We start from the raw sequence: 15,752 nt of genomic DNA, 5'->3' as shown, positions 1-15,752 counted from the left end.
GTCAGTTTCATGCTGGATAATAGTGAATTAATGATTTGTCATTCACTGCATTTCTTTAAAGTCACTTGCTCGCAGGTTTCTTAGGTCAGAGAGACATCAGTAAGCCAAAGAAAACGCCTCTTACTTTTTTATTGACGGCGAGAGAAGATCGACATTCTCTTCCCACCAAACAAATGCATTTATTGGACAAGATAAAGACCTACAAATAAAAGTACAATTTACTGATTGCACAGAAATTATTGATCTACCTCAAAACATGCTAAATAGACTAAAAATCATCCTTCATAAAAGCAGTTATGAAACAATATATCCATCAAGATTGATATATTGGAATATGCTGTTACCAAATTACTTTAGGCATGGTGATTTTGACCTTCGCAACACACTTCCCCCAACCTGCCATCAATTTGCCAACTATATTGTTCTGGGGGACAATTCATACAACGACATAACCTCTCACTTCAGAGTTTCATCACAACGTTTTAGATTCGAAGAATTACGTCCAGGAGACATCATAAAACTGTATGATAGAGACAGATATCTCAACTGGAATGCCATACACTCAATGGTTTACCTCGGCAATGGCATCTGCATTCATCAGCCAGGGGTGGGGGATGTCGAATTTAAAACCATAGAAGGAATCGTCGAGTTTTATAAATACTGTGCGGACGAAGTCGATCTTGTTACACATAGAAAATCAGAGTCATCCTGTTTAAATACGCTTTATCACTATATAGATAAGTTATACCGTTATTTACCTGGCGAAGCAGTGTAACCCTGATATAAGACTTAACCGATGTATTAAAACCCATGCTACTTATAGCTCACATGTATCGTATCTAACCCAATAACAAATCCGTCACATTTTCTTATTTTCTCAACAAGCATCATGAACATCGCTCCTGAAGTGCTGTCTTACGAGTAACTTAGAAGCGAGAGATCATTATGTCAGCACCAGCCCAATTCCATCCTCTTAATTCTGCACAAAACTATCCAACCAACCAGTCCAAAATGACAAATACAACGCCATCAGCACAGTCAGAAAGTTATTTCCCAGCAGGGCTGCAGTCGCAACCACAAGATAACAACCAGCCAAGATGCTTATGTGACTATATTATTCAAGGTGTTATTGTTACCTGTAAATTGATCATAACTGTCGTTGCTGTTCCTTTAGCGGCCATTCTTGGTTTTTTTGCCGGTTTCATTCGTGTAGTTTTTGAAACATTCATTAATCGTTACAGGCACTATATAAAGTATCACCCCGGCGAATCCTGGGAAGAAAAACTACAGATCATTGAGCAGCTTAAGGCATACCACGAACAGATTACAGATTACTTCCAAATGTTGAAAAATCATTATTCTGATCAAGGCCTTAGCCTCTGGAAGGAAGTCACGGATTCCAGTCACATGCTATCCCCACATATACGACAACAAATTATCCGCCATGAAGAAAATTTAAATAACAAGTTTGAAGAATTGAAGACATTTATTAAGACACTTTATACGTCTGAAGAAAGCAGAGCCAAAGCGCCTGACGAAAATACCGACCTGCAACGTATTCAACGTGAATTCAATGAGGAGTTATCAGCTCTATTAACGCTATGGAGAAAGCTTGATGGAAAAGTCAACTTCTTTAATCCTGAAAACAACGAAGTATTGGCAACAGTAATCATAAAAAATGACAAACCAATTTCCAAAACGGATACCACAACGTTAGAGGATGACATTAAATCTACCAACAGCCCTGATTTTGATAAATTGGTAGAACAGAACCACCCCTTGCCACGTACGATTGATTCAAAGCTCTATATATGGAATGACTGGTTTGCTGACCGTCTTAGTGATTATGAAGCTGTACCAGAGAGTCAGGATCCGGAACAGGCACCGAGTCCAGCCACTCAAAACCGTCCCAAGACACCACAGCTATGTCCTGCCTGCTGTGGCAAATGCGGAACACCATTTGCTGAAAGCATACCCAGAGGCCTGAGAGCGTTCCTGTTCACCTTTGTGCACTTAGCTCCCAAGTGCTCAAAAGGTGACTGCGCGCCTGAATGGACGGCACCGGCAACGCTCATTGGCTCATATCGATCGGTAAAGCTGGTCTTATCGCTGATCTGGGGATTGGAAAGACCGGTCAACTGTTTCCCATGGTATCCCGGAAAAGCCCACCGGTACCCCTGTTCCGATATTCGCAGAAAGCCATCAGGTATTGAGGATATTTATTGTCACACGGAAGAGCATATCTATACAGCACCTGAAGCCCCGCGCCTTATCCCAGACACTCGTCGAACCGCGACAGCAGCGCGCGATACGGATGACCCTTTTTTATACATTTCTGATGCTGACAGTGATACAAGCGATATAGGAGATATGGTATGAGGATTTTAGTATCTCGCTTCAGCCCATCAGGACTCGGTTCATCGATCCTCCAAAAATCCAGAGCGCTTACACAACAGATCCAACCGGTTTTAACTCCAAGGGATACATTAGCGGAAAAAGTAATACCGAAAACATTGCTAACCAACAGAGTCAAGCGCCCCCAAACAACTAATTCAGCAGGGCAAGGCCAACAGTCTAAATCAGGAAAAAACTCTCACTATCCTTACGCTCTTTATGGTGTCCTTGGATGGTTGTTCTCTGAACCAAAACAGAATGAAGATAATTCTGAGAATATAACTACTGAGGACTATATCCGCAAACAACCAGCAGCAATATCAACAGCAATATCTGGCAGCGGTGATGAAGAGTATGAGTATTGGTTTTGTGGATTTTATTATAATAAGGATGGCTATGTCATCACATCGGATGCAGCTGTTGCACAAGTCACCAATGCACAGTGGACTTGCATTCCAATGAATGGAAAAAAAGCGACTGCGTACAAAACATTAGGCATTGATTCTTATAGCCATACTGCCGTTTTATGTCCCGTTAAGCCCACAACCCAACCCATCAATTTCCAACGTTCCGTTTATCCCAAAAACACCAGCAGGCTTTCCCTGTTTAACAATCTTACATTGCCCTTCTGCAATAATAATGATGACGATAGATTCTGGTTAGATTTTTCCAGAAGGTTTTCCATGTTCAAGCTCTCATTGGCTCGTTACGAGATATTTTGGCCGCTCCTATATTCGCCTATACATGGAAATACAGGCGGACTTGTGACGTCCAGGCATGGTTACGAGGGGTTGGTGACATTCCGAAGCGGGTTTCCAAAACCCACAAATCCCTGTGACGATTATGGCATGTGTCCTTGCCTGTTCCCCTTTGCATTTCTGGTCACAACCCCCCTTAACATGTCACTGTTTTCAGCCGACAGCCTGATAGAGTATGGTTGTGTTATTCACCATGAGCTGGGATTCGCCGTATCAAAAAAAGAACACGCCTCCAAACTTGAAGTCACCAAAGGCATTCAACCTCAAAGCCATAATCAATTGATGACAAAAGACATTATATTAAAAGCTAATAACAAACGTGTCCGGTCTGTAGAAGCTTTGGCTTCCATTCTATCCGAGACATCGACAAAATCGTTGAATCGCTGGTTCCCATGGTCTCATTTACACATTCCAATTGAAGTCAAGCGAAAAGGAAAGATCGAAACCATCCCACTGACCTTCGCCAAAAAACGCGATTACAGCAAACCCTTTGTAAAGGGGCATTTTTAATCATGTTGTATAGCAACATCGCCATAAACAATGGCTGAGAACGCACTTTCAATAAATATGCCTTAAAAATAAATAGCAATAGCTAAAGTCATATCTCATCCCAAAATATATGAACAAAAAACCGGGCTCCTTTTGGAGCCCGGTTTCAATGTCCGGTCAGGCCGGAGAAAGGTAGCCTGACCAACATTTCCGGTCAGATGCGGCTCAGCAGGGTGCCGATCTTGTCTGCGTGGAAAGCCAGGGTGTCTTCGCTGGGCTTCTTGATGCTCTTGTGCGTCAGGTAAACCAGCAGGGCCATTTGCGCAGTCAGGCGGTTTTCGGCTTCGTCGAAGATCAGGGAGCTTGCGCCGTCCATGACTTCACGGGTGCACTCGCGCTGATCGTTGGCAGGCAGACAGTGCATGAACAGGCAGTCTTCGCCGGCTTTCTTCATCATTTCTTCGGTGATCACAAACTTCGGCATGAAGGCTGCCAGACGCTCTTCCTTCTCCGCTTCCTGACCGAACCAGTAGAAGCTGTCCGCGATCAGGATGTCGCAGCCTTCCACTTCATCAATGTTGTCAGTCACGGTCAGGCGGCCGCCGGAAGTCTTGATGTTTTCGTTAGCGATGTCCTGCCACATCTGGGGCGCCTGGTACTTCTTGGGTCCGATGTGTTTGAAGTGCATGCCGAACTTGGTGCAAGCAAACATCAGGGAAGAGCAGACGTTGGTGGCATCACCCACAAAAGCCACGGTCAGGTCTTCCAGCTTACGGCCTTCCGGCAGGTGTTCCATCATGGTGAACAGGTCCGCCATGATCTGGGTCGGGTGCAGCCAGTCGCAGAGGCCGTTGATGACCGGAACGGTGGAGTATTCCGCCAGGCCGGCAACGGTCTTGTGATCGTCTACACGGGCCATGATCACGTCACACATCCGGGACAGAACGCGGCCGGTATCCGCCAGGCTTTCCTTGGCGCCCAGGTGGATATCTTTCGGAGACAGGAACAGACCGTGGCCGCCCAGGATAGTCGCTGCAGTCTCAAAGGACACACGGGTACGGGTGGAAGGCTGTTCGAAGATCATGGCAACAGACTTGCCGGCAAACAGCTGGGGAACCGCGTTGGCCTTGCGGGCTTCTTTCAGCATGCCCATCAGTTCCAGGATATCGGTCAGTTCCTGGCGGGTGAAGTCCTGGGTCTTGAGGAAGTGCTTGAGTTCAGGTTTGTGCAGTTCAGTGGCGCTGGAAGATGGCAGTTTCATGGTAATGCTCCTACTTCTATGGTCTTTAAAGTCGGGATTGTTCGCTTATCAATGACCCGCGCTGGTACCGAAGGTCGCCGCTGCCGGTCGTTGTTCGTTCTGTTGGTTCGCATCATAAGCTTTCGATAAATGTCGATTTTGATCAAGATCAAAAGTCGATATTTATTTTTATATTTTTGATATAAACCCATAAAAAACGAAGACCGACTTCGCATGACACCTATAAAAGATACCTAAAACAACCTAATGATGATCAAATAGTGAGCAAAACATCACACCACATAAAATATAAATCGATTTTTATTGGAAAAATATCGAAATATGACCTGCATCAAGATTCGATATTTGTGGGCATTTATCATGACTGCCATCAACAAAGAGGCGGCGGCCCACAGATGGACTTCTACCTCTAATGCACGAATTGTCCGGCGTCGGACACCAGGAAAGGATTCAATGCAAACCAGACCGACGCCAACGGCTTTCTGATCACTGTTCACCTGACTGGAGATGCATAATGAGTACGGAGTCCACGGGAAAAATGGGGCTTGCCAGCCTTACCCTGTTCAGTGTCTGCGCGGTGCTGGTCGTTGACGGCCTCACCGCCTCAGCGTCGATTGGCCCTTCCTCGATTACCTGGTGGTTGATCACCCTGGTACTGTTTGTCATTCCCTACGGCCTGATTTCCTCTGAACTGGGCACCACCTACCCCGGTGAAGGCGGCATTTATGACTGGGTAAAGCGCGCCTTCGGTTACAAGTGGGCCGTGCGCACCACCTGGTTCTACTGGATTAACGTCGGGTTGTGGATGCCAGCGGTTTACATCATGTTCGCGGGCATGTTCGCCGAGATGTTCTTCCCGACCATGAGCCTGCCGATGCAAATCGTCATCTGTATCGCCCTGACCTGGCTGACCATCTGGATCTGCAATATTTCTGTAGATGCCGGTGTCTGGGTCACCAACCTGGGCGCACTGTTTAAGGTGGCAGTCATTGTCGTACTGGGCGTCGGTGGTTTCTGGTATGCCAGCCAACACGGTGTCGCCAACGAGTTCACCCTCAGCAGCATGACGCCATCCATTGATTCCGGCCTTGGCTTCCTGCCCGTCATCATCTTCAACCTGATGGGCTTTGAGCTGATTGCCTGCATGGGCAGCGAAATCCGCGATCCCCGCCGCGATATTCCCAAGTCGATCCTGATCTCTGCCGCGATCGTCACCGGCCTGTACGTCTTCGGTACCATCGGCATCCTGATGGCACTGCCTGTGGAAGAAATCGGCCTGGTGGCCGGCATCATCTCCACCCTGCGCACCCTGTTTGGTGACGGCGCCTTCGGCCAGTTCATGGTTTATGGCATCGGCACCCTTGCGCTGCTGACCTTTATCGCCAACATGGTGACCTGGACCATGGGTGCCAGCCGCGCCGCCATGGAAGCCGCCCAGGCTGGCGAACTGCCTGCCATCGTCGGCAAGGAAGATCCGAAGCACCGCACCCCGATCGGCGCCAACACCATCACTGGTATTGTCTCCACCGTGGTTATCATCCTCTACGGCCTGAGCTCCGGTGAGAGTGATGAACTGTTCTGGTCCGTCTTTGCCTTCTCTTCCTGCATCTTCCTGCTGCCTTACCTGTTCATGTTCCCGGCTTACCTGAAGCTGCGCATGACGGATCCAAATGCCGAACGCCCCTACAAGGTTCCCGGCGGCATGAAGACCCAGATCGCCCTGAGCGTCATCTGCTTCCTGTTCATCGTCCAGGCCGTCGTACTGTTCATCTTCCCGGATATTGCCAACGGTAACGTCGACTGGGCCTACAGCGCGCCGGTAGCTATCGGTATCATCGCCACCATCGCCATCGGTGAATGGATTCTGGCGGGCGCCGTCAAACGCATGATTAACGCCCCGGCATAAGCCCGGGGGCGTATAACCGAAAACGACAATAGCGACTTATTAAGGAACACAACCATGACCACGACCTACAAGACCACACCACGCGAAGACGGCTACCGGATGCCCGGCGAACACGAACCCCATGCCGGCATGTGGATGGCCTGGCCGGAACGGACCGACAACTGGCGCTACGGTGGCAAACCCGCACAGCTGGCGTTCGTCAACGTGGCCAAGGCCATTGCCGAAGTGACCCCGCTCACCATGGCCGTATCCGCCGGACAGTACGACAATGCCCGCAACCTGCTGCCAGACCACATCCGCGTGGTGGAAATCACCACCAACGATTCCTGGATGCGGGATATCGGCCCCAGCTACGTGGTTAACGATAAGGGTGAACGTCGTGGCGTTGACTGGGAATTCAACGCCTGGGGTGGCCTGGTAGATGGCCTCTATTTCCCCTGGGACCGTGATGACCAGGTCGCCCACAAGATCTGCGAAATGGAAGGTGATGGTCATTACCGTGCGCCGATCATCCTGGAAGGGGGTTCTATTCATGTAGACGGCGACGGTACCCTGTACACCACCGAAGAGTCCCTGCTGCACCCCAGCCGTAACCCGGATCTGAGCAAAGAAGAGATTGAGCAGGTTCTGAAAGATTACCTGAGCATCGACAAGGTCATCTGGATTCCACTGGGCCTGTACAACGATGAAACCAACGGCCATGTGGATAACCTGATCCACGTCGTCCGTCCCGGCGAAGTCATCCTGTCCTGGTGCGATGATAAAAATGATCCCCAGTACGAAATCTCACAAAAAGCCTACGAGGTATTGAGCAACACCACCGATGCCCGTGGCCGTAAGCTGTTGGTTCACAAGATGCACGTCCCCGGTCCGCTGTTCATCCACGAAGATGAAGCCGGTGGCATTGATGCCTGTGAAGGGATGGAGCGCAGTGCCGGTGAACGTCTGGCGGGTTCCTACGCCAACTTCCTGATCACCAACAAACGGATTATCCTGCCCCTGCTGGATCCAGCCCGTGACGACGATGCCCGTGCCCTGCTGGCGGATCTGTTCCCGGGTTACGAGATTGTCGGTGTGGATGCCCGTGAAATCCTGCTCGGCGGCGGCAACGTGCACTGCATCACCCAGCAAGTACCTGCCGTGTAAACCCTGAGGCGGAACCGGCCTGCCCGGTTCCGCCTGCTCATTGTTTATGACCACTGTCGTCAACTGGGAGAACGCCATGCCAGCTGTCCGCCGCCTGACCCGTCGAGACATCACGCTGTTCACCATCAGCGCCATCCTCACCATCGACGGCCTGGCAGCGGCGGCGGCCATCGGCATACAATCCCTGACCTGGTGGCTGCTCTCTTTTCTCTGCTTTGCGATTCCCTATGCCCTCATCAGTGTGGAACTGGGCACCTGTCGCCCTTCCCGGGGCGGCATTGTTCACTGGGTTAAACAGGCGTTCGGCCCACGCTGGGCCGCCCGCACCAGCTGGTTGTACTGGATCAATGTTGCCCTTTGGATGCCTGCCGTCTTTATCATGATGACCGGTGTTTTTGCCCAGCTGTTCTGGCCTGACATGCCACTCAGCGTGCAGATTATTCTTGCACTGGTTGCAACCTGGGTAGCCGTAGCAATCTGCTGCCTATCGCTGGATACCGGCAAATGGGTGCCTAATATTGGTGCCTGTTGCAAGATTCTTATTGTGCTGTTGCTGGGCATCGGTGGTGTAATCACCGCCCTGCTCGACGGCATTGCCAACGAAATTACCCTGACTACCCTGATGCCCCAATGGGATGAAGGCCTGCAGTTCTTTCCTGTGATTATTTTCTCCATGGTCGGCTTTGACCTGGTCTGTTGTGCCGGCGACGAAATGGAAGACCCTCGTCGTGATCTGCCCGTATCCATGATGGCCGCTGGTGTCATTATTACGGTGTTATACCTGTTTGCTGTTTTCGGCATGCTGGTTGCGCTCCCTGTGGACGAAATCGGTTTGATTTCCGGCCTACTGGCGACCCTGGAACGGTTGTTCGCACCCTTACCCGGCAGTGACTGGCTGATTATCCTGCTGGGCCTGCTGGCCCTGTTCAGCTTCGTATCCAACATTGTCACCTGGAGCCTGGGTTCCAACCGAGCCGCCGCTGAAGCCGCCCATGATGGGGAGCTGCCAGCGGTATTTGGCATTGAACATCCCCGCCATGGCACACCGCTGGGTGCCAGTCTGTTGACAGGTGTCGTATCATCAGCGGCGATTATCCTGTACGGTTTCATGGCCGGCTCGGCCGAACAGCTCTACTGGGGATTATTCTCCTTTGCCAGCCTGATCTTACTACTGCCTTATCTGCTATTGTTCCCGGCGTACCGGGTGCTTAAAAAACAGGACGGCCACAATCCTGATGGCTGGCAACTGCCAGATAATCCGTGGCTGGTTCGCCTGGTCACCGTGCTGCCCCTGCTGTTTACTGCGCAGGCTGCCGTATTTTTCGTGTTACCCCCGGGACGTTTCGACATACCCCATACTCTGTCGACACTACTGGGGCTCGTGATTGTTATTGGTATCGGTGAATGGGTGTGTCGGAACGAGGCTTCACCCGCTAAGGAGGTTTTGGGTGAGTGCGCTGTTGATTGAAGCTCATGATACGGACAAGGGCGGAACGGCGAATGGTTCTGGCCGCAAGCATCAGGCCCGGAGTCTGGAGCGACGACGCAAGATTCTTGCGGCCGGCCGAGAACTGGTGACCTCGGAATCCATTACCAGCCTGTCGTTGTACGACGTGGCACGGGTTGCGGACATTCCGCCGTCATCGGTTTACCATTTTTTCCCAAAGCTGGAAACGCTCCTGCAAGCGCTCTCCGTGGAAGTGTTCGAAGCCTTTGACCAGTGTATTGCTGACCCCATACCGGCGGATGCCATCAGACACTGGAGCGATATTGGCCGCACCCTGGAAAAACGGATGCAGGACTATTATCACAGTAACGCCATGGCCCGCGCCCTGATCCTCGGCCAGCACCTGCATAGCGACATCCTCGTGGCGGATCATCAGCATGATGATGAAATGGGGCGACGCATCCAGGCCATTTATGCGCAGTTCTACCAGCTGCCACCTCTGCCGGAAAGCTACAATATTTTTGCCATTGCCCTGCAGGTGGCAGACAAAGTCTATGCCATGTCCCACCAGGAATATGGCAATATTACCGACACCATGGCGCGGGAAGGCTGGCGCGCGGCCAAGGCGTACCTGAGCCTCTATCTGCCAGCACACTTGCCACGTCGTGATACTGTCGGATAATTTATCAGCGAATAAATAATAACCGGGTGATCATCGCTGCTACGACGGAGTCATTGCTATGACGATCCCTTTTACCGGTTCGCCATTAGGCGACAGCGCATTACTCATCACACTGGGTGATGCGATCAGTGATACGGTCAATGATCGTGTGCACCAGACTGCCGAGCTGATCACCCGTGCTCGGATTCCTGCAGTGCTGGACGTGGTGCCGGCCTTTGCCACCCTGACCGTGCACTACGACCCCTGTCGTCTCACCTATGAGGCATTGTGGTCTGAGATTGAGCAGTGCCTCAGTCATCTTTCGGATCAATCCCGGCATTCGGCTCGAGTGATCGAAATCCCGGTTTGCTATGACAACGTGTTTGCCCCTGACCTCGCCGAGGTCGCGTATTATTGTGGCTTGCCCCCAGAAGACGTCATCCGCCGTCATTGTCAGGGTAACTATCGGGTGTATTTTCTCGGATTTTCTCCAGGCTTTCCCTTTCTTGCCGGTATGGATCCCGACATCAGTTGCCCGAGAAAAAAGTCACCACGCCTGAAAACTCCTGCCGGTTCGGTAGGCATTGCTGGCGGCCAGACCGGCATTTATCCTCTGGAAACACCCGGTGGCTGGCAACTGATCGGCAGAACACCACTCAAACTGATTAATTTTGACCAACCAACCCCAACCCTATTGCAACCCGGCGACCAGATTCGTTTCAAGGCGATCAGCCGCGATACCTTTGAACACTGGGAGGATAGCTGATGTCCTTCACCGTTGAGGATGGCGGCATACTCACTACCGTGCAGGATACGGGGCGTTCAGGTTTCCGCCATCTTGGGATTCCGGTCTGCGGCGCAATGGATAGCCTGGCCGCTCGCATCGCCAATCTGATGCTTGCAAATGAGGTCTCATCGCCATTACTGGAATATACGCTGACAGGTCCAACACTGCGCTTTCATGCTGACACCGTGATTTGCCTGACTGGGGGAACTGTTACTGCCCGACTGGAAGACCAGCCTGTGCCGTGTTACCAGCCGGTTGTCGTGCAGGCCGGTCAAATACTGAAACTGGGCTCCATTCGTCAGGGCTGTCGAGGCTACCTTGCGCTAAAAGGCGGGCTGCATGTTGATCACATCATGCAAAGTGCCAGCACTTACCTACGTGCATGTATTGGTGGCTTTCATGGTCGATCTTTGGCAACTGGGGATAACCTTCCCTATATCCCTTACCCCTTATCACCCACACTCAGTATTGACTGGCTTCCAAGTCAGGACTTGATGTACAACACCACACCCAGCGCTATACGGATATTACCCACAACCGATCATGAACAATTCTCAGATGACAGTTGGCAAACTTTATTCAACCAGCCGTTCGGCATTGATAATGCTTCAGATCGCATGGGATATCGTCTGACCGGCCCCACGATTACCCGAAAAGATCAGACCGAAAGGCTCACACAAGGTGTCACCCTTGGTACGGTCCAGGTGCCCCATGACGGGCACCCGATCATCCTGATGGCTGATAGCCAGCCAACCGGAGGCTATCCGGTGATGGGACAGGTGATCAGCGTTGACATCCCCCGACTGGCCCAAATGAAGCCGGGCGATAAACTGCGCTTTGAACCCATTGAGTTGGATAACGCCCAGTCGTTGCTAAGAACACAGGAACAATACCTTCAACGCCTGAGCATTGCGGCAGGCTACAAATGGAAGGACATCGTGCATGGCTGACACACTGGATATCAACTGTGACCTGGGAGAAGGAGCGGGCAACGATAAAGCCATTATGCCGTATATCAGTTCGGCAAATATTGCCTGTGGTTATCATGCCGGTGATCCGCGCCTGATGGCAGAAACGATCAAACTTGCACTCACACACAATGTGGCGATTGGCGCCCATCCCGGCTTTCCTGACAAGGCAGGATTTGGACGTCATGAGATGTCTATTCCGGCAGAAGACATCCGCCAACAGGTGCTCTACCAGATTGGTGCGTTGGCGGCGATTGTTCATGCAGAAGGGGGACGGTTACACCATGTCAAACCCCATGGCGCGTTGTATAACATGGCCGCGCGTGATGCGACATTAGCCCGCTGCATTGCGCAGGCCATCGCCGATCTGAACCCTGACCTGATATTGGTTGGACTCGCAGGCAGTGAACTGGTGAAAGCAGGGAGCGCCCAGGGTCTTAAGGTTGCGCATGAAGTCTTTGCCGACCGCACCTACCAGCGTAATGGACAACTGACGCCCCGCAGCCAACCCAATGCCCTGATCAACAACAATGAACAAGCACTGGCCCAGATCCACGATATGGTTGTCAATGGTTGTGTAACGACCGTTGATGGCAACACTATTCCTGTCCAGGCTGACACATTGTGCCTGCATGGTGATGGCGCACATGCCCTGACATTCGCCCAGGCAGCCCACGGGTTCCTGACACAACTTCAAATCACCATCCAGCCGCCCTTCTGTAACGATTCATCGCAATAACAGATGGCTGGACACAGGCAAGCGGCTACCCGATAATGCCGCGGCATTTTATGATGACCCCAGACTCCGACATGGCTGATGCAGCAGTACCCACACCCACAGCACCCCGTACCCGACGCAAGCCGCAGGCGCGCAGCCTGGAACGGCGACGGGCCATACTGGACGCCACCCGTGAGTTGCTGGAAACCACCACTATCAGTGATCTGTCCCTGTACCAGGTGGCGGACAAGGCAGAAATTCCCCCTTCCTCGCTCTATCACTTTTTCCCGAAAGTGGATGTGCTGCTGGGCGCACTCGTGGAAGAGATATTCACCGAGTTCGACACCATCATGAACGAGCCGCTGGATACTGATGCCATTCATCACTGGACGGACATCACCCGCCAGCTACAGGCACGTTTTGTCGCCTATTACCGGGAACATAAATATGTGCGGGATCTGATTCTGGGGCAGCATGTCATCAGCACGATTCGCCATGCAGACTATATGCATGATGACCTGCTTGGACGCCGTATCCGGGAATACCATGAACAGCTGTTCCAGCTTCCTCCGTTGCCAAAAGCCTACAATATCTTCGCAGTCGCCCTGCAGGTGGCGGACAAAGTTTACGCCATCTCCTACCAGGAATATGGGAATATTACCGAAGAGCTGGCACGGGAAGGACGGCGGGCAGCGCAGGCTTATCTGGGGCTCTATCTACCTGAAGTGATGCCCAAACGATGACAATAAACCTATCAGCGGCATTTCACCAACCAATGAAACGCCACAATCTAGCTCAGGCGCTGTTCAATCCCTAATTCCCTAAGTGAATTGTTGAAGTGTTCACGAACGATATTCAACTGATCTTGCCCTTCAGGATGCATTCTTCGACAACGCTTTAAGACGTTTTCAAAAAAGCAATACACTCTTCCACTTGAAGCAATAGTTTCTAGAGGGCCTGATTGGTTGACCCCAGCCGGAATTGAAATACCTTCGCCGACATAACCAGGATACTTGGTAAAGGTAGAAATCATTCTCCCCAATATCCCAGAAAACGTATTTATCGAGTTTTTCTTCTTAACGTCAGGCGATGCTGCTACAGATTCTGTTGTACTCTTTCCATCCAATACCCCCTCCCCAGCACTCGCCAGCAGTTCTGATTTATCTTTCTCATTCTGACCTTGGCTACTCTCATGAACAGCCTTAAACAAAAGAAAAGTCGTTCTAAGCACGCTAATGTAGGGATGATTTTCATAGCGTTTAAGTACTGTATGGCATGTTCGCACTTGCATACGTTCTCTATGAGTATCTCTGAATCTCCCTTTATAGAAATTATGCTGCGAATGAAAAAAATTGAAAACAGCTCTTGCCCATAGTTCATATTCTCGCACTGAACGTCCAAAATCAGCAGATTCTGTTTTATTCCTCGGATTATTTAATTTATTTTCAAATCTTATCTCACCATTTTTATTCATACAAACAAAAGCATTATCGGAACGGCGCAGACGATCAATTCTTTCCAATAAACGCTTATGATCCAATACAGGCATTAGAGCATTTCCCTCATTCAAAATTTCTTCCGTTAATATTTTTCCTGCATCACAAGCCTCTACTCGAGGAACGGTCTGAGAATGCATTTTTTGGGGTCCTAGAGACTTAGGGCGAGCACCTTTGGAGCGACAACTACCTGCCTCACTTTGAGATCCTCTTTCCTGAATATCAAGCGCAGCCATCGATTGAGTAATAGCGGCTTCACCAGCTACAGCAGCGCCCAATTGACTTTCATAACCACTGGCGCGAACTGCCGGAGTTTCAACACCCAGTACTGATACCTGAGCTTCCGACTGTGTATCATCAGATAAATCAATCAATCTCTGATAGTGAGCACAGCCCATCACATTTTTCATAGTCGATTCCACAGTATGAAAGGCTTTCTGTTCCCTATACCTTCCTTGAAAGTCAGCGGTATATCTTTGAAAAAAATTCCTTATGTAGCCCCAAAAAAAATCATGATTATCTTCTTTAATACCCCATTGACTAACAAGAACACTATAGATTTTTTTGCTATAATCTAAAACATCAGTATCACTAACTTCTCCCAAAAGACAATACCTCAGTAAATTCACTTCACAAGTATATAATTCAGTGACGACAGGCGTTTCCATTTGAACTTCTATAAAGTTTTTTATAAGACCGACACTAAAAAAATCAGGAATACGACTTTCTCCCAATGTAAATCCACACAATAGTGCTTCTATTTCTGAGCGACGACGCAAACAATGAGCAACGCCCCCCCTAAAACGCATAAGTTGCTCTTTGTTTTTATCACTTGTTTTCTTATGGAATGTAAAATTCCCATCTGCTTCCATGCCAACCAGTGTAGTATCCGTAAAAGACTTGCCAGTACCTGCTTCGGCTGTATGCATAAAAGTTTTTAGCTTTTCTAAGTCAAGATTCAAATAGTTTGGACGTTCGTGAGTGACCGTTCTAAGGGGAGGAAAACTATGTATACTTTTAGATCTTGCTACTTGCTCACTCTGTCTTGTTGAAGACGTTGGCGATGTTTTTGTAACACCTCCTGAGTTGCGGTCATCAGGCTTATCGCTAGATCTCACATTTCCTTTGGCTATAGAAGCGTAACTTTTTTGAGCCGGGTCCATATCGTAGCTCCCTTAAGATATTGCTAATAAAGTACCAAAAGCTATATCAAGAAGCACAACACATCACTAACAATACCGTTAGCAATACCGTTAGCAATACCGATCAAAATTCAACCTCTTTCAAAGCAAATTATGAAGATAGACATTCACAGCACCCCCATCTAAAAACATAAAAAAATACTCCATGCAACGTTCATTCATTGCACGGAGCATCATGACAACAAGAAACAGTAATATTATTTGAGTGCTCTTTTACACTGACACACTGAATGTTCGTTCCACTCTGTTGTCCACCAGTGCCCTGTCCATTGTCCTCCTTCATTCGCGCATCGTTGAGGACATTTGACTTGAGCATCTTCCGCGTCATTCCAGATCGGATCATTATTCCTTGAATTGAATACCTTGAACTTCGGTTTTTCGGGCTTAGCTGGAGGTGCCGGCGGTTAGGCGGTTCAGGAGGAGCAACCGCAACACTGATTGCGTATTCTGGCACAACTTGAACACCGATTCTGGTAACTCTTGAACACCCATTCTGGTAAGTCTTGAACACTGATTCTG

General features: G+C 49.8%; 13 protein-coding genes. 10 read left to right on the top strand and 3 right to left on the bottom strand.

Features of this window, described 5'->3' with window-relative positions:
• Positions 1 to 945: 945 nt before the first annotated feature.
• Both ABD892_RS15810 and ABD892_RS15805 read left to right on the top strand, forming a co-directional pair.
• Positions 946 to 2,379, top strand: coding sequence for a hypothetical protein (locus tag ABD892_RS15810; RefSeq protein ID WP_345196869.1), 1,434 nt, complete (start codon positions 946 to 948; stop codon positions 2,377 to 2,379).
• A complete protein-coding gene (locus tag ABD892_RS15805) occupies positions 2,376 to 3,662 on the top strand; it encodes a hypothetical protein (RefSeq protein ID WP_345196868.1) in 1,287 nt (428 codons plus the stop codon). Before ABD892_RS15810 ends, ABD892_RS15805 begins: the two co-directional genes overlap by 4 nt.
• A 193-nt stretch (positions 3,663 to 3,855) precedes the next feature.
• Here the strand turns inward: ABD892_RS15805 and ptcA are convergent, their stop codons facing one another.
• Positions 3,856 to 4,902, bottom strand: coding sequence for a putrescine carbamoyltransferase (gene ptcA, locus ABD892_RS15800; protein WP_345196867.1), 1,047 nt, complete (start codon positions 4,900 to 4,902; stop codon positions 3,856 to 3,858).
• Between the two features lie 514 nt (positions 4,903 to 5,416).
• Between ptcA and ABD892_RS15795 the strand changes: the two genes are divergently transcribed.
• The 8 genes from ABD892_RS15795 to ABD892_RS15760 all read left to right on the top strand — a co-directional run bounded on the left by ABD892_RS15795 (position 5,417) and on the right by ABD892_RS15760 (position 13,278).
• On the top strand, positions 5,417 to 6,808 hold the full coding sequence (locus ABD892_RS15795; RefSeq protein ID WP_345196865.1) for an APC family permease: 1,392 nt from the start codon (positions 5,417 to 5,419) through the stop codon (positions 6,806 to 6,808).
• Between the two features lie 54 nt (positions 6,809 to 6,862).
• Positions 6,863 to 7,954 (top strand): agmatine deiminase, encoded by a 1,092-nt coding sequence (aguA, locus tag ABD892_RS15790; RefSeq protein WP_345196864.1) that lies wholly within the window; start codon positions 6,863 to 6,865, stop codon positions 7,952 to 7,954.
• A gap of 76 nt (positions 7,955 to 8,030) precedes the next feature.
• On the top strand, positions 8,031 to 9,422 hold the full coding sequence (locus tag ABD892_RS15785) for an APC family permease (RefSeq protein ID WP_345196862.1): 1,392 nt from the start codon (positions 8,031 to 8,033) through the stop codon (positions 9,420 to 9,422).
• Complete coding sequence (locus ABD892_RS15780; RefSeq protein WP_345196860.1) at positions 9,403 to 10,083, top strand: TetR/AcrR family transcriptional regulator; 681 nt, start codon at positions 9,403 to 9,405, stop codon at positions 10,081 to 10,083. The genes ABD892_RS15785 and ABD892_RS15780 overlap by 20 nt, the downstream gene beginning before the upstream one ends.
• Positions 10,084 to 10,141: 58 nt before the next feature.
• A complete protein-coding gene (pxpB, locus tag ABD892_RS15775) occupies positions 10,142 to 10,828 on the top strand; it encodes a 5-oxoprolinase subunit PxpB (RefSeq protein WP_345196859.1) in 687 nt (228 codons plus the stop codon).
• Positions 10,828 to 11,799 carry a 5-oxoprolinase subunit C family protein gene (locus tag ABD892_RS15770; RefSeq protein ID WP_345196858.1) on the top strand — a complete coding sequence of 324 codons (972 nt, stop codon included), beginning with the start codon at positions 10,828 to 10,830 and terminating at the stop codon, positions 11,797 to 11,799. The genes pxpB and ABD892_RS15770 overlap by 1 nt, the downstream gene beginning before the upstream one ends.
• Positions 11,792 to 12,556: a 5-oxoprolinase subunit PxpA gene (locus ABD892_RS15765; RefSeq protein WP_345196857.1), complete on the top strand. Its 765-nt coding sequence runs from the start codon at positions 11,792 to 11,794 to the stop codon at positions 12,554 to 12,556. Before ABD892_RS15770 ends, ABD892_RS15765 begins: the two co-directional genes overlap by 8 nt.
• Before the next feature lie 71 nt (positions 12,557 to 12,627).
• A complete protein-coding gene (locus tag ABD892_RS15760; protein ID WP_345196855.1) occupies positions 12,628 to 13,278 on the top strand; it encodes a TetR/AcrR family transcriptional regulator in 651 nt (216 codons plus the stop codon).
• A 47-nt stretch (positions 13,279 to 13,325) separates the two neighbouring features.
• Here the strand turns inward: ABD892_RS15760 and ABD892_RS15755 are convergent, their stop codons facing one another.
• Positions 13,326 to 15,194 (bottom strand): hypothetical protein, encoded by a 1,869-nt coding sequence (locus tag ABD892_RS15755; protein ID WP_345196854.1) that lies wholly within the window; start codon positions 15,192 to 15,194, stop codon positions 13,326 to 13,328.
• A gap of 236 nt (positions 15,195 to 15,430) precedes the next feature.
• Positions 15,431 to 15,568, bottom strand: a complete 138-nt coding sequence (locus tag ABD892_RS27170; protein ID WP_425559281.1) for a mannan-binding protein — start codon at positions 15,566 to 15,568, stop codon at positions 15,431 to 15,433.
• Positions 15,569 to 15,752 lie beyond the last annotated feature (184 nt).

Source organism: Kistimonas scapharcae, from assembly GCF_039540975.1.
Classification (GTDB): Bacteria; Pseudomonadota; Gammaproteobacteria; order Pseudomonadales; family Endozoicomonadaceae; genus Kistimonas; species Kistimonas scapharcae.
This window is presented reverse-complemented; position numbering and strand designations above follow the sequence as displayed.

What these genes read in the sequence shown, in the direction of transcription:
- ABD892_RS15810 (WP_345196869.1), top strand. Translation starts at nt 946, where the DNA reads ATGTCAGCACCAGCCCAATTCCATCCTCTTAATTCTGCACAAAACTAT.
- ABD892_RS15805 (WP_345196868.1), top strand. Translation starts at nt 2,376, where the DNA reads ATGAGGATTTTAGTATCTCGCTTCAGCCCATCAGGACTCGGTTCATCG.
- ptcA (WP_345196867.1), bottom strand. Translation starts at nt 4,902, where the DNA reads ATGAAACTGCCATCTTCCAGCGCCACTGAACTGCACAAACCTGAACTC.
- ABD892_RS15795 (WP_345196865.1), top strand. Translation starts at nt 5,417, where the DNA reads ATGAGTACGGAGTCCACGGGAAAAATGGGGCTTGCCAGCCTTACCCTG.
- aguA (WP_345196864.1), top strand. Translation starts at nt 6,863, where the DNA reads ATGACCACGACCTACAAGACCACACCACGCGAAGACGGCTACCGGATG.
- ABD892_RS15785 (WP_345196862.1), top strand. Translation starts at nt 8,031, where the DNA reads ATGCCAGCTGTCCGCCGCCTGACCCGTCGAGACATCACGCTGTTCACC.
- pxpB (WP_345196859.1), top strand. Translation starts at nt 10,142, where the DNA reads ATGACGATCCCTTTTACCGGTTCGCCATTAGGCGACAGCGCATTACTC.
- ABD892_RS15770 (WP_345196858.1), top strand. Translation starts at nt 10,828, where the DNA reads ATGTCCTTCACCGTTGAGGATGGCGGCATACTCACTACCGTGCAGGAT.
- ABD892_RS15765 (WP_345196857.1), top strand. Translation starts at nt 11,792, where the DNA reads ATGGCTGACACACTGGATATCAACTGTGACCTGGGAGAAGGAGCGGGC.
- ABD892_RS15760 (WP_345196855.1), top strand. Translation starts at nt 12,628, where the DNA reads ATGGCTGATGCAGCAGTACCCACACCCACAGCACCCCGTACCCGACGC.
- ABD892_RS15755 (WP_345196854.1), bottom strand. Translation starts at nt 15,194, where the DNA reads ATGGACCCGGCTCAAAAAAGTTACGCTTCTATAGCCAAAGGAAATGTG.